Genomic DNA, 13,863 nt, shown 5'->3' with positions numbered 1-13,863 from the left:
GAAGAATGAAGAAGACAAAAATATATATCATAACCGCTCTATTGGTTCTAATCAATGGTTTTTGGGCGACTGCACAACAGACCCCGGCAAGTGAACAAAAAGAGCCTGTTTATATTGAAGGTGCTACAGCCCATTTGGGTAATGGTGAAGTAATAGAGAATTCATTGGTCATGTTCGAAAATGGCAAGCTGACCTTTGTCGGTAGTGCTATGACAAAAATTGCTAGGAGAGGGAAAAAAATCAAGGGTGAGGGCAAACATATCTACCCAGGTTTTATCGCACCGATCACATCACTGGGGTTGGTAGAAATTGATGCTGTGAGGGCCAGTAAGGATCAAAATGAAATAGGGGAAATGATTCCGCATGTAAGAAGTTTGATAGCCTACAATACCGAATCAAAGGTTGTTGAAAGTATGAGGCCCAACGGGGTATTATTGGGTCAAATCACTCCAGTTGGCGGGCGCATATCAGGTACTTCTTCTGTCGTGCAGTTCGATGCTTGGAACTGGGAAGATGCAGCTGTCAAAGTTGACGATGGCGTACACCTGCACTGGCCATCTTCGTATAATGGTGCCAAACCAAATGAAAAGTATGTCGAGCAGAAAAGTGGGGTAGAAGAATTTTTAAAGAACTCGGTGGCTTATGGTAAAACGGGTACAGAACAGCTGAATCAGGTCTTCGCTGCCATGCAGGGTCTTTTTGATGGTTCTCAGAAATTATATCTGTATGCGAATAGTGAGAAAGATATTTTAGAGGGTGTCACAACTGTCAAAGAACTAGGGGTGCAAGAGGTTGTATTGGTCGGAGGTTATGAGGCGAATAAGGTGACTGAGTTTCTGAAGGAGAATAAAATCGCCGTATTGGTTAGGCACACCCATATGTTGCCACACACTGATGATGAAGATTATGATTTGCCTTATAAGTTACCAGGACTTCTGCTAAAAGCTGGGCTTCTGGTCGGATTGCAAAATTCTGAAGCCTCTAATTTTCAGACCAGGAACTTGCCATTTTTTGCAGGACAGACCGTGGCTCATGGTTTGGATAAGGAGCAAGCTTTACAACTTATAACAGGTAATACAGCCAAAATTCTAGGCATAAGCGAATCTTACGGTACGTTGGAAGATGGTAAGAGTGCCACTCTTTTCATTTCAGAGGGCGATGCACTTGATATGTCGGGAAATCAGTTGATTTCCGCTTTTATAGATGGAAGGGAAATTTCATTGGAGACCCATCAAACGGAATTATGGAAACGTTATTCTGAAAAGTATAAAAGCAAATAGCTCTTATTTTGCTGGGATGTATTCGAATTGACTTCCCGGTTCAAATGTAGTGGTTCCTTTAGGCACTTTAATAAAACCGTCGGCAAGGGCGAGACTTACCAAGTCACCTGAACCATTACCTTTTACAAGGGTTGCCTGCAATTGGTTTTCGTTCCAAGAAATCTTTACCTGTAAAAATAAGGTCAAAAATTCATGCGGAACTACTTCTTCTGTAACCACCACTTTTTCAGATGGCAACGGAATGCCTAGCGAGCGATTCAACCAAGGAAGGAAATAGACATGGTAGTTTGCGTAGGTTGACACCGGATTGCCAGGAAAAGAAAAAACAACTTTTGTCTTTTCACTATTTCTCCCAAACAAAAAGGGCTTTCCTGGTCGTTGACTGACCTTATGAAAAACCTTTTCAATGCCCAATTCTTCAAAAACTTCCGGCAAATAGTCAAATTTGCCTTTCGATACGCCCCCACTGAGCATCAATACATCAAATTCGGCTAAAATCTGTTTTATTTCTTTTGTGATTGCAAGCTTGTCATCGGGCAGGTGTAGAAGTTGATGCTCTATATCTTTTGACTTTAGTGCTGCAGATAAAGAGATTACATTTGATTTTCTAATCTGATGTGCTAAAGGTGTTTCCGAGATTTCTACTAATTCATTTCCCGTGGAGATAACAGCAATTTTGGGTAGTCTTTTAACTAATACGTACGATTTTCCGACCGAGGCCATGACTCCTATGGCCGAAGTCGAGATAGTTTTTCCCTTTTTTAATAATATTTCCCCAGCTTGAATATCGGCCGCCTTTTGATGAATATTTTGACCCTTTTTAGGCTGAGATAATATTTTGGCAATACCATTTTCAATCTCCGTCTCTTCGTACATGACGATGGTATCGGCTTTGGCAGGTAAGACGGCCCCCGTCATAATTTCGAGACACTCCTCTTTGTCATTCAATGTTTGTTGGGGCATACCGGCAGCCAAAACTCCGGTAATCTTGAAATCCCGTCGACCTTGCTCATAAGAGCTGAAATCAAGCGCAATACCATCTTTGGTAGAACGGTTAAAGGGCGGAAAATCTCTATCGGCAAGAATATCTTCTGCCAAAACACGTCCGTGACTTTCTAAAAGGGAAACTTTTTCAACACCTAGTTCTAAAGGGTTGTCAAGTACTTCACCCAAAGCTTCCTCATAAGAAATCATGGTTTTTACTTTATAGGGGAAACGATATTAACTATTTGCCTTTTTTCTTTTCCATAACCAACTTCCTACAAAGTAGGCTACAAGGGCAATCAAGAAATATTTGAAGTATGAAACCGGTTCGCCTTCGCCATTTACAGTAGTAAAAATACGGTCCCAGCGAGGTTTCCAATTTAATATTCCCTCATTGAAATTATCAACGCTCAACCAGATAAAAATGGGCGTACCCACGATATGGTTTTCAGGCACATAGCCCCAAGCCCTACTATCTTCAGAATGGTCGCGGTTGTCACCCATCATCCAATAATAATCTTGCTTAAAGGTATAGCTGTCCGAAACTTCACCATTGATCAAAACTTGGTTGCCGTTGACGCTTAAAGTGTTACCCTCGTACTCAGTGATTATTTTTTTATAAAGAGGTAAAGACTTTAAGTTTAAAGGAACCGTTGCTCCCTTTTCAGGGATGTAGATTGGGCCCATTTGGTCATAATTCCATGGGTACATGGGGTTTTGCGGAAAGTTATTATATCCCGCCACTCCCTTTTTGTCCAATTCTATGACCACAGAATCAATCGCATCGTTCTTTCTTAGTTGAGCCACCATTTCATCGGTTAAAGCGGCAATTCTTTGTCTTGGTGTTTCTTCGGTAAGTGCAAGCCCTTGATTGCGTATTACATTGATAGGAATACCCTTTGCTTTGGTATAGAGTGCAATTTTACCATCTGAAGTACGATCTGAGCCTAACAGGTATTTTCTAATGGCTTCATACTGCGTTTGATTAATGGCTCCTGTGATATATTTACGTTGAAAATCACCGACACCCAACTCTTGCAAGATTTTTGAGGATACCCCTTTGTTGGCATACACCGTATAATCGTACTGAGGTTTCGCACGGTCTGACAAAACCAGTTGTTTACCATCGATATAGACGTGGCCATCGATTATTTGAAGAGAGTCACCCGGAATACCGACGCAGCGCTTCACATAATTCGATTTTTTGTCAATCGGTTTTTGTACTCCAGCTTCTTTTTTGAAAAATTGGCGAACGGTATCTGCCGGCCAGCTGAATACCACAATATCGTTGCGGTCTACCTTGGTGAAACCAGGTAGCCTAAAATAAGGTAATTGTGGTTTCTTTAAGTATGATTTAGTACGTACAATCGGCAGCGTATCATGCACCATAGGCGCTGCAATGGTCGTCATTGGGGTTCGTGCCCCATAATGAAATTTACTTACGAATAACAGGTCCCCCACACGCAAGGTTCGCTCTAATGATGGGGTAGGGATTACATAAGGTTGAATAAAATAGGTATGAACCAACGTGGCTGCTATGACGGCAAAAGCAATGGAACTCACCCATTCACCTGTAGCCGTGCGAGGATGCAAGCTTCTATTCTCGATGTACTTAACATCTAACGCATAATTGACGTAGAATATGTAAAAACCCAATGTAAATACTACCAACCAAGTCTCACCCAGACTGTGTCGGCCAAAACTACGAATGGTCTCAATCCAAATAATGGGAAACATCAATAAGTTGATAATGGGTATGAAAAGGAGTATGGTCCACCATGTAGGGCGATTGATGATTTTCATCAAAATGATGGCGTTGTAAACGGGTACCGCAGCTTCCCAAGCCTTTCTACCAGCCTTTACGTACAGTTTCCAAGTACCTAAGAAATGAATGATCTGAATGATCAGAATAAAAAGTAACCACTGTGTAGCGTTCATTATAATTGCTTTGTTATGTTGGGTTTAACGCAAATAAGTTTATTCTAATTAAAAAAAGTTACTGGTTAACCTAGGTTTAACACATCTTTCATCGTGAAAATTCCCTCTTTACCAATGATCCATTCGGCAGCAATTACAGCTCCTAAGGCGAAACCTTCACGGTTGTGGGCAGTATGTTTTATTTCTATGGAATCTACTGAACTCGTATAATCTACGGTGTGCGTACCTGGGGTATTGCCTATTCTTTTTGCCTTGATAGCGATTTCAGATTCATCACTTTCATCCAGTTTCCAGCCTTTGTAATTGCTGTTCTTAATAACTCCTTCGGCCAAGGTTATTGCTGTGCCACTGGGGGCATCTAGCTTTTGCGTGTGGTGAATTTCCTCCATCGATACTTGATATTGTTCAAGAGTACTCATCATTTTTGCGAGGTACTCATTAAGTTCGAAGAAAATGTTCACCCCAAGGCTAAAATTGGAAGCATAAATAAAAGCACTTTGCTTTTCTGTGCAAATGGCCTTCGCTTCTTCAAATTTGTCTAACCAGCCTGTAGTACCCGATATTACTGGTACGCCATTTTCAAAACACTTGGTGATATTTTCAAAAGCAGCGTTCGGCATACTGAAGTCGATAGCGACATCCATTTTTGAATAGTCAATATCTTGGGTATCAACATCGATTTTGGCAACAATCTTATGGTTTCTATCTAGGGCAATTTGCTCAATCATTTTACCCATTTTTCCATATCCGAAGAGCGCTATATTCACTTTGTAATTTTTAAATTTTATTAGTCAGTAGGCGCAAAAATAAGATTTGAAGCCGATTAAATAGTGTATAATCCTGATTTTATAGCGCAAACCCTTGTTATTGGGCAAACATTAAAATTTTATAGTCATGGCCATGCCGTAGTGCGGAGAGTTGGTGACCGGATCTACATTGATGTAGGGTTCCATATCAAAACTAAGGTCATCGTCAACATTGAACTGTTTTAGATGGGCATCAACGTTAGCATCTACTATATTTAGGGCATATAGGGCTACTGATACCAACAACAATAAATCTCGATCTCTTTGAAATCTTTCCTGTTCATTTTGAAGGTCTTCCAAATCAATCAATGGCCCATTACCGGTATTGTTAGGGTCGTAAAATTCATCATCGGTAAAACCGGCTTGCCTACGTTTAAAGGCTGTTCGAACCCGGTCATATCGGCTGTCGTTCCAAGTATAGCCGTAAACGGCAGCTCCGATAGCACCAAAAACAATGGGCACTTTCCAATATCTTTTATTATAAGCTTGGCCCAACCCCGGAAAAACAGCGGAATAAAAAGCAGCTTTACTTGGTGCCAGGGGATTGATAGCCTTTCTTTTTGATTTTACCGAATCGACCAAGACAATGCCTTCTTCCTCTAAAGTAGTTTCCAATGAGTCGACCTCAGTTGTAGTAGTAGGGTCTTCTTGGGCCTGTGTAGCAAAGATGAAAAAACCTAAAAAGAAAAATGTAAAAAGCGATTTACTCACCAAGGATCAATTTTTTGATTCTTTTAAATTCTTCTTTGGAATGAAATGGTATGGTTATTTTTCCTTTGCCCTTATCGGAAGCCGATATGGCTACCTTCACGGAAAGATGGTCTGTGAACTGGTCTATGTTCTGCTTGGCAAATTCTGGCACGGAATTTTTAGCCTTTTTGTCCTTTATAGTCTCTGGCCCTGCATGGTAAGCCTTTACTTCTCGTTCGGTATCTCGAACAGAAAGATTTTCGCCAATGATACGCTCGTACAAGGCAATTTGATCTGACTTTTTTTCAATATTGACCAATGCACGACCGTGGCCCATACTTAAAAAACCATCACGCATACCGGTTTGAATGATTGGGTCTAACCTTAAAAGTCGAAGGTAATTAGTAATGGTAGATCTTTTTTTACCTACTCGCTCGCTTAACTTTTCTTGGGTGAGTTCAATTTCATCCATCAAACGCTGATAAGAAAGGGCAATTTCAATAGGGTCTAAATCTTGGCGTTGAATGTTTTCGACCAAGGCCATTTCCAATGACTCTTGATCATTGGCAATACGTATGTAAGCAGGTATCGTCTCAAGACCGATTAGCTTAGACGCCCGATACCTTCGCTCACCAGAAACCAACTGATACTTGTTGAATTCGAGTTTTCGTACCGTTATGGGTTGAATAACGCCTAGCTCCCTTATAGAAGTAGCCAGTTCTTGAAGAGCTTCATCGTTAAAGTTCGAGCGTGGCTGAAAAGGGTTGACTTCGATGGCATCAATATCCAATTCAACAATATTGCCGACCACCTTATCGGCATTTTTGTCTGTTGCTGTTTGAATATCGTTGTCTGGATCTTTCAATAAAGCCGAAAGTCCGCGTCCTAAAGCCTGTTTTTTTGTTGCTCTCGCCATTAAGCTATTTCTTTATTTTTCTTCACGACCTCGTTGGCCAGATTCAGATAATTCGTAGCGCCTTTACTGCTGGCATCGTATTTTATAATGCTCTCGCCATAACTTGGTGCCTCGCTCAACCTTACATTTCTCTGAATAATGGTATCGAACACCATATCGGCAAAATGTTTGCGAACCTCTTCTACAACTTGATTTGATAGTCGTAAACGTTGGTCGTACATAGTGAGCAGCATGCCTTCGATGTCAAGGTTCGGATTGTGCACTTTTTGCACACTTTTAATAGTGTTTAAAAGTTTACCGAGCCCCTCTAAGGCAAAGTATTCGCACTGAATAGGTATGATAACGGAGTCAGCGGCGGTCAATGCGTTCAAAGTCAGTAGACCTAGCGATGGTGCACAATCGATTAAAATGTAATCGTACGAGTCACGCAGGTCTGAAATCGCTTTGCGCATCATGTATTCTCTATCGTCTTTATCGACAAGCTCGATTTCTATGGCCACTAAGTCTATATGAGCAGGAATAAGATCTAAATTCGGAGAATCTGTCTTAATGATGGTATCCTTCGCGTCGGTGGTGAGTTCCAACAATTGGTAAGTGCCCAATTCAACATCTTCAACTTCAATTCCCAACCCAGAGGTTGCGTTTGCCTGAGGGTCGGCATCTATCAATAACACCTTTTTTTCAAGTACCCCAAGAGAGGCTGCCAAGTTAACGGTAGTGGTAGTTTTACCTACTCCTCCCTTTTGGTTTGCAATAGCAATTATCTTGCCCATTATCCGTCGTTGTTAGAGGGTAAAAATACGATTAATTACGATGCGAGTAAAACCAATTTGTTAACACAAGGTGAATAACTGGGCTATTTTGCGTTAAAGTTGGTTAACCTGCTGAATTCTTCGATGAGGTACGGTATGATTCTAGAAAGTGTTGTTATTTTTCCTCTTTAAGCTTGAGGCTATCTTCGTATTCAATAAGATAGATTTCTTCGTCTTTTTTCTTTAGAAAGTATTTTTCCCTAGCAAATTTCTCCAATTCTTCAGGGTTTGATAGCTTTTCTAGAATTTGTTTGTCTTTCGCTATTTCCTGTTTTAAAAATTCTTGCTGTTTTTCAAGTTTGTTGATTTCTTTTTTGAGTTCAAGATGGATCAACAGCGAATTGGTATCGAAAAAGAGCATCCATATAACAAAAACGGTCAGTACCAATATGTAAATATTGGTAAGCAGACCGAACCATTTCTTTTGCCTAATTTCTTTGAGCCCCATTTTGCCTAGGTCAATTTATCATTGATAATCGTTCTTACAATATCAACTGCGACCGTGTTGTATTTATTGTTGGGTATGATAATATCGGCGTACTCTTTACTGGGTTCGATAAACTGAAGGTGCATCGGTTTGATGTTCGTTTGGTACTTTTCAAGGGTCTCATCAAGATTCCAGCCCCGTTCGTTCACATCGCGTTTAAGCCTTCTTATCAAACGTTCGTCAGAATCGGCATGAACGAAAATTTTAATATCCATCATTTTTCGCAACCTAGGGTTGGTCAAGATCAAAATACCTTCTACTATTAACACCTTGGTAGGGTGAACGGGAACCGTTTTATCGGTTCTATTGCATTCTAGAAAAGAGTATACGGGCTGTTTGATGGAATGACCCTCTTTAAGGGTAATTAAATGCTCTTCAAGTAATTCAAAATCAATGGACTGTGGATGGTCGAAATTCGTTTTTCTACGTTCTTCCAAAGGAAGATGCGAAAGGTCGTTGTAATACGAATCTTGTGAAATGACACCTACCTCACCCTCAGGAAGTTCATCAATGATCTGATTGACCACCGTGGTCTTTCCACACCCTGTTCCTCCAGCAATTCCAATAATCAACATTCCTTTTAAATTTTTGTCAAAAATACATATTTGAGATGCAAAACGACACATATCGGTAAAATGAAGTTTTGATAACAGGCGTTAGACGCCTTATCACTAATTTTGTCGAATGCAAAATGAAAACGTAAAGCCTAATTTTGAGTTCATTGCCTTAATGGCTTCACTGATGTCTATAGTAGCGCTGGCCTTAGATGCCCTTCTGCCGGCACTTTCCATTATAGGAGAATCTATTGATAGTTTAGATCCGACCGAGAATCAGATGCTCATAACCATGATTTTTCTCGGGCTTGGGGTAGGGCAGCTTTTCTTTGGACCCCTATCCGATAGCTATGGTCGTAAACCAATGGTTTACGCAGGTTTCATCACATTTGCGGTGGGCAGTGCGGTGTGTCTTTTGGCGCCTTCCTTAGGTATAATGGTCTTTGGTAGAGTGTTGCAGGGTATCGGTCTTTCAGCACCGCGAAGTATTGCTATTTCTATTATTAGGGATACATATAAAGGCGATTACATGGCTAAAATCATGTCGTTCGTAACAGCCTTTTTTATTTTGATACCCGTTATAGCACCTGCAACGGGCAAATGGATAATGGATGCTTTCGGGTGGGAAGGTATTTTTTACGTTCAATTGATTTTTGCGGTAATCATCAGTATTTGGTTTTGGAAACGTCAACCTGAAACCTTAAAACCACAATATAAAGTTTCCTTCTCTCCGCGTGTTTTTCTTACGGGGTCCATCGAATTTATCAAACATCGAGAAACGGTCGCTTTTACGTTTACATCAGGGTTTATTACCGGGGCATTTTTAGTCTACCTAAGTGCTTCGCAGCACGTTTTTGAAGATCAGTATGGCATGGTAGAATCGTTTCCGTACATATTTGCCGGTCTTGCCGTCTCCATAGGTCTTTCTACCTTTTTGAACGGTACCCTCGTGATGAAATTTGGTATGAGAAAGCTGGCTTTAATGGCCCTTTCAGCTTTTTGTGGTATCGCCTTATTATACGTGCTTCTTTTTTGGAATCAGCCCAACCCAAGTGTTGCAGTACTCGTGGCCTTCTTATCGGTACAGTTTTTCTGCCTTGGCTTCCTTTGGGGAAATTTTAGGTCTATTGCCATGGAGCCTATCGGACATATTGCCGGTATCGGTGCCGCTATCAATGGGTTTGTGTCTACAGTTATAGCAGTGCCTATTGCCAGTTATATCGGGCAGTTTGTGACGGACACAGTTTGGCCAATGTTTGTTGGTTTAGCCGTTTGCGGGTTGATTTCTTTGGGAATCATGCTTTTGGTGAGAAAACCTAGACCAATCGCTTCATTGTCAAAAGGATAAAAAAAAGGGCTTTTCTTTTGGAAAGCCCTTTTTTAACTAGTTCGATATTATCTTCTATAAAGCCCCGTCCATGATATCTTTGACCACTTCCGGATTGAGAAGGGTGGAGGTATCGCCTAAATTAGCAGTGTCTTTAGAAGCTATTTTTCTCAAAATACGTCTCATTATTTTACCACTACGTGTTTTGGGAAGACCGGGTACAAATTGAATTTTATCCAGCTTGGCGATAGGTCCGATGTGCTCGGTAATCTGCTGATTGATTTCTTTTACTAAATTTTCGCGGTTACGACTTTCACCTACTTCTTTTAAGATAACAAAACCGTAAAGGGCATTTCCTTTTATATCGTGAGGAAAACCAACAATGGCACTTTCGGCAACCGCTGGGTGTTCGTTGATAGAATCTTCAATGGGAGCCGTACCCAAATTGTGTCCTGAGACGATGACCACATCGTCTACACGACCCGTAATTCTATAATAGCCTACCGCATCGCGCAGGGCACCATCACCTGTAAAGTACATGTCTTTATAAGCCGAGAAATAGGTGTCGCGGTATCTTTCGTGATTGCCCCAAATAGTTCTTGCTATCGATGGCCAAGGAAATTTAATGCAGAGTCTTCCCGAAACTTGCTTTCCCTTGATTTCTTTACCTTCTTCATCCATAAGTGCAGGTTGTATGCCAATGAATGGGAGCGTTGCATATGTGGGAGTAGTTGGCGTAACATACGGTATCGGCGAAATCATAATACCTCCGGTCTCGGTTTGCCACCAAGTATCTACTATAGGGCTTTGCTTTTTGCCGACATTGGTATTGTACCAGTGCCATGCCTCTTCGTTGATGGGTTCGCCTACCGAACCTAATACTTTTAGAGAAGATAGGTCGTGGCTATCAATAAAATCGAGATTTTCTTTGGCTAGGGCTCGAATAGCTGTTGGCGCGGTGTAGAATTGGTTGACCTTGTGCTTTTCAACTACCTCCCAAAAACGCCCAAAATCAGGGTACGAAGGAACGCCTTCGAACATTACCGTTGTAGCACCATTTGCCAATGGTCCATAGACAATATAAGAGTGACCAGTAATCCAGCCGATATCGGCGGTACACCAATAAATATCTTCCTCTCTGTACTGAAATACGTTTTTGAAGGTATATGCGGTGTAAACCATGTAACCTCCGGTTGTATGAACCATTCCCTTAGGTTTTCCTGTCGAGCCGGATGTATATAAAATGAAAAGCGGATCTTCGGCATCCATTATTTCGGCCACGCAATCGGCATAAGCCTCATCAAGTAAAGGCTGTAACCACTCATCCCTTCCGTCTATCATAGGGATGTCGGTATTGATTCTTTTGGCGACGAGAACAGTCTTTACTACTGGGCAGTTGTCAAGTGCTTTATCTACAATTCCCTTTAGGTCAATGGTCTTACTGCCTCGATAAGAACCATCTGACGTAATTAAAAGCTTGCATTCACAATCATTGATTCGTGCTGCCAAAGCGCTAGATGAAAAGCCTGCAAAAACTACCGAATGTATGGCCCCGATTCGTGCGCATGCCAAAGCCGCCACAGCAAGTTCAGGAATCATAGGCAAGTATATACATACCCTATCTCCCTTTTTTATTCCTTTATCAAGAAGAACATTGGCCATTCGGCAAACCCTTTCATGTAATTCCCTATAACTGATATGAAGGGCTTCTTCATTGGGGTCGTTCGGTTCAAATAAGATAGCCGTTTTGTCCCCTCTGGTAGGTAAATGCCTGTCAATGCAGTTTTCGGTAATATTTAATTTGGCACCTTCAAACCATTTTATTTCAGGTTTCGAGAAATCCCAACTTAAAACATTGTTCCATTTTTTTCGCCAAACGAAGTGCTCTTCGGCAATCTCTTCCCAAAAGGCTTCGGGGTTTCTTACCGATTTGCGATAGACTTGAAAGTATTCTTCTAAATGTTTAATGTGGTAATTGCTCATTAGTGTACTCTATTTCTTTAAAATTAAATAATTTATTAATGTGAAACGGCCTCGCCGGCTCCACTTGGTATTCTTATATCTTCAACAATTTCTTGAACTTCTTCCGGTGGGGCAGGGGTGAATTTCATGATGACAATCGATACGATAAAATTCACTATCATGGCCACACTGCCAAAGCCTTCAGGTGAAATACCGAACCACCAGTCTTTTTCCAGTGCTGCAACGGCTTCCTTTCCACCATCGAAAATACCGAACTTAAATTTCAACATATAGAAGAGCATCAACGAGATGCCGATGACCATACCTGCGATGGCACCCTCTTTGTTCATTTTTTTGTAAAATATGCCTAAAACAATCGCGGGAAAAAACGAAGCAGCAGCCAAACCAAATGCCAAGGCTACGACCGCTGCCACGAAACCTGGCGGGTTGATGCCGAAATAGCCTGCAATTACTACAGCTACCGTCGCAGCGCCCCTAGCGGCCCAAAGCTCTCCCTTTTCCGAAATCGTAGGTACAAATACTTTCTTGATTAAATCGTGGGATACCGAAGCCGAAATTACCAAGAGCAACCCGGCAGCGGTTGATAGTGCGGCTGCTAACCCCCCGGCAGCTACCAAAGCAATGACCCATGCCGGGAGATTCGCTATTTCTGGATTTGCCAAAACCATGATATCTCTATCAACGGTAAGTTCGTTTTTTGATGCATCGGCTACATATTGAATTTTGCCATCCCCGTTTTTATCGTCAAAAGCCAATAAACCCGTTGTTTCCCAGTTTTTGAACCATTGGGGCATGCTTGCATACTCTTGGTTACTTACGGTATTAATCATGTTGGTTCGCGCAAAAACGGATACTGCCGGTGCGGTGGTATAGAGAATTGCGATTAAAAGGAGCGCCAGCCCTGCGGATTTTCTTGCATCCTTGACCCTTTTAACGGTAAAAAAGCGAACGATTACATGAGGTAAGCCAGCGGTACCTACCATCAAGGCCAACGTAATCATAAAAACGTCGATGGTAGATTTTTTTCCATCGGTGTATTCGGCAAATCCGAGCTCGGTAGAAAGGCCGTTTAGTTTGTCTAATAGATAGATTCCTGAGCCATCATTTAATTTAGATCCCATACCCAATTGCGGAATTGGGTTTCCGGTCATTTGGATGGAAATAAAAATAGCGGGTACCATAAAGGCGAAAATCAGCACACAGTACTGCGCCACCTGGGTATAGGTGATGCCTTTCATTCCGCCTAAAACGGCATAAAATAGAACGATTACCATACCAATGATTACCCCGGTATTGATATCCACTTCTAAAAATCGTGAAAAAACGACGCCTACGCCCCGCATTTGACCGGCAACATAGGTAAAGGAAACGATTAGGGCACAAATGACGGCAACAATTCTAGCTGTTTTAGAATAGTATCGGTCGCCTATGAAATCGGGCACAGTAAATTTCCCGAACTTTCTTAAATAAGGGGCCAATAATAAGGCTAAGAGAACATAACCGCCAGTCCATCCCATTAAATAAACCGACCCATCGTATCCCGCGAAGGAGATAATACCTGCCATGGATATAAAAGAGGCGGCCGACATCCAATCGGCGGCGGTTGCCATTCCATTGGCCAATGGGGAGACGCCCCCGCCTGCCACATAAAAATCATTGGTAGAGCCGGCCCTAGACCATATGGCAATTCCTATATAAAGCGAAAATGTTATTCCTACTAAGAGGTACGTCCAGGTTTGAACATCCATTGGTATAAATTTTTGGTTTTTTCCTTCTCAGGAAATAATTTGGTTTGGAGGTGGTTATTCGTCGTATCCGTACTTTTTGTCCAAGGTATTCATCAATCGGACGTATACGAAAATAAGGATTACGAAGACGTAAATAGAGCCCTGTTGGGCGAACCAAAAGCCAAGTTCAAAACCGCCCACTTTTATTTCATTCAAGGTATCTTTGAACAGAATGCCCGCCCCATACGAAACAGCGAACCAAATGGCCAATAGAATAAAGAGATATCTGACGTTTTCTTTCCAGTAGGCACTGGCTTTTTTCTGTTTTTCAGACATGCTAAAGGTAAGTTTAAGTTGTT

The 13,863-nt window shown here is 41.6% G+C and carries 13 protein-coding genes; 2 read left to right on the top strand and 11 right to left on the bottom strand.

Features of this window, described 5'->3' with window-relative positions; all coding sequences use genetic code 11:
- Positions 1-5: 5 nt before the first annotated feature.
- Positions 6-1,280, top strand: a complete 1,275-nt coding sequence (locus D1013_RS14445) for an amidohydrolase family protein (RefSeq protein WP_121849507.1) — start codon at positions 6-8, stop codon at positions 1,278-1,280.
- Between the two features lie 3 nt (positions 1,281-1,283).
- On the opposite strand, the gene D1013_RS14440 is transcribed toward D1013_RS14445, so the two are convergent.
- The 8 genes from D1013_RS14440 to udk all read right to left on the bottom strand — a co-directional run bounded on the left by D1013_RS14440 (position 1,284) and on the right by udk (position 8,488).
- The gene (locus tag D1013_RS14440) at positions 1,284-2,474 is read right to left on the bottom strand and encodes a molybdopterin molybdotransferase MoeA (RefSeq protein ID WP_121849506.1); all 1,191 of its coding nucleotides are present in this window, start codon (positions 2,472-2,474) and stop codon (positions 1,284-1,286) included.
- 27 nt (positions 2,475-2,501) lie between these two features.
- A complete protein-coding gene (gene lepB, locus D1013_RS14435) occupies positions 2,502-4,202 on the bottom strand; it encodes a signal peptidase I (RefSeq protein WP_121849505.1) in 1,701 nt (566 codons plus the stop codon).
- A 65-nt stretch (positions 4,203-4,267) separates the two neighbouring features.
- Entirely contained in the window at positions 4,268-4,969 is a 702-nt protein-coding gene (gene dapB, locus D1013_RS14430) for a 4-hydroxy-tetrahydrodipicolinate reductase (RefSeq protein ID WP_121849504.1), read from the bottom strand.
- A 111-nt stretch (positions 4,970-5,080) separates the two neighbouring features.
- The gene (locus tag D1013_RS14425; protein ID WP_240467918.1) at positions 5,081-5,719 is read right to left on the bottom strand and encodes a DUF5683 domain-containing protein; all 639 of its coding nucleotides are present in this window, start codon (positions 5,717-5,719) and stop codon (positions 5,081-5,083) included.
- Positions 5,712-6,614, bottom strand: a complete 903-nt coding sequence (locus D1013_RS14420; protein WP_121849503.1) for a ParB/RepB/Spo0J family partition protein — start codon at positions 6,612-6,614, stop codon at positions 5,712-5,714. Before D1013_RS14420 ends, D1013_RS14425 begins: the two co-directional genes overlap by 8 nt.
- Positions 6,614-7,387 (bottom strand): ParA family protein, encoded by a 774-nt coding sequence (locus D1013_RS14415; RefSeq protein WP_121849502.1) that lies wholly within the window; start codon positions 7,385-7,387, stop codon positions 6,614-6,616. The genes D1013_RS14420 and D1013_RS14415 overlap by 1 nt, the downstream gene beginning before the upstream one ends.
- Positions 7,388-7,541: 154 nt before the next feature.
- The gene (locus D1013_RS14410; protein ID WP_121849501.1) at positions 7,542-7,874 is read right to left on the bottom strand and encodes an FtsB family cell division protein; all 333 of its coding nucleotides are present in this window, start codon (positions 7,872-7,874) and stop codon (positions 7,542-7,544) included.
- Between the two features lie 5 nt (positions 7,875-7,879).
- Entirely contained in the window at positions 7,880-8,488 is a 609-nt protein-coding gene (udk, locus tag D1013_RS14405) for a uridine kinase (protein ID WP_121849500.1), read from the bottom strand.
- A 109-nt stretch (positions 8,489-8,597) separates the two neighbouring features.
- On the opposite strand from udk, the gene D1013_RS14400 reads away from it, so the two are divergent.
- On the top strand, positions 8,598-9,815 hold the full coding sequence (locus tag D1013_RS14400; protein WP_121849499.1) for a multidrug effflux MFS transporter: 1,218 nt from the start codon (positions 8,598-8,600) through the stop codon (positions 9,813-9,815).
- Positions 9,816-9,869: 54 nt separating this feature from the next.
- Here the strand turns inward: D1013_RS14400 and acs are convergent, their stop codons facing one another.
- The 3 genes from acs to D1013_RS14385 are packed head-to-tail and all read right to left on the bottom strand — an operon-like array spanning position 9,870 to position 13,840.
- Positions 9,870-11,777: an acetate--CoA ligase gene (gene acs, locus D1013_RS14395; protein ID WP_121849498.1), complete on the bottom strand. Its 1,908-nt coding sequence runs from the start codon at positions 11,775-11,777 to the stop codon at positions 9,870-9,872.
- Between the two features lie 35 nt (positions 11,778-11,812).
- Positions 11,813-13,525, bottom strand: a complete 1,713-nt coding sequence (locus D1013_RS14390) for a sodium:solute symporter family protein (RefSeq protein WP_121849497.1) — start codon at positions 13,523-13,525, stop codon at positions 11,813-11,815.
- A 54-nt stretch (positions 13,526-13,579) separates the two neighbouring features.
- The gene (locus D1013_RS14385; protein ID WP_121849496.1) at positions 13,580-13,840 is read right to left on the bottom strand and encodes a DUF4212 domain-containing protein; all 261 of its coding nucleotides are present in this window, start codon (positions 13,838-13,840) and stop codon (positions 13,580-13,582) included.
- Positions 13,841-13,863 lie beyond the last annotated feature (23 nt).

The sequence above is a fragment of the Euzebyella marina genome (assembly GCF_003687485.1).
In the GTDB taxonomy this organism is placed as follows: Bacteria; Bacteroidota; Bacteroidia; order Flavobacteriales; family Flavobacteriaceae; genus Euzebyella; species Euzebyella marina.
The sequence above is the reverse complement of the archived record's forward strand: the minus strand, read 5'-3'. Positions and strand labels throughout refer to the sequence as shown.

Bases quoted from the DNA above. Each gene is read 5' to 3' on its own strand.
- udk (WP_121849500.1), bottom strand. From the start codon at position 8,488: ATGTTGATTATTGGAATTGCTGGAGGAACAGGGTGTGGAAAGACCACG.
- D1013_RS14385 (WP_121849496.1), bottom strand. From the start codon at position 13,840: ATGTCTGAAAAACAGAAAAAAGCCAGTGCCTACTGGAAAGAAAACGTC.
- D1013_RS14390 (WP_121849497.1), bottom strand. From the start codon at position 13,525: ATGGATGTTCAAACCTGGACGTACCTCTTAGTAGGAATAACATTTTCG.
- lepB (WP_121849505.1), bottom strand. From the start codon at position 4,202: ATGAACGCTACACAGTGGTTACTTTTTATTCTGATCATTCAGATCATT.
- D1013_RS14445 (WP_121849507.1), top strand. From the start codon at position 6: ATGAAGAAGACAAAAATATATATCATAACCGCTCTATTGGTTCTAATC.
- D1013_RS14415 (WP_121849502.1), bottom strand. From the start codon at position 7,387: ATGGGCAAGATAATTGCTATTGCAAACCAAAAGGGAGGAGTAGGTAAA.
- acs (WP_121849498.1), bottom strand. From the start codon at position 11,777: ATGAGCAATTACCACATTAAACATTTAGAAGAATACTTTCAAGTCTAT.
- D1013_RS14410 (WP_121849501.1), bottom strand. From the start codon at position 7,874: ATGGGGCTCAAAGAAATTAGGCAAAAGAAATGGTTCGGTCTGCTTACC.
- D1013_RS14420 (WP_121849503.1), bottom strand. From the start codon at position 6,614: ATGGCGAGAGCAACAAAAAAACAGGCTTTAGGACGCGGACTTTCGGCT.
- D1013_RS14400 (WP_121849499.1), top strand. From the start codon at position 8,598: ATGCAAAATGAAAACGTAAAGCCTAATTTTGAGTTCATTGCCTTAATG.
- D1013_RS14440 (WP_121849506.1), bottom strand. From the start codon at position 2,474: ATGATTTCTTATGAGGAAGCTTTGGGTGAAGTACTTGACAACCCTTTA.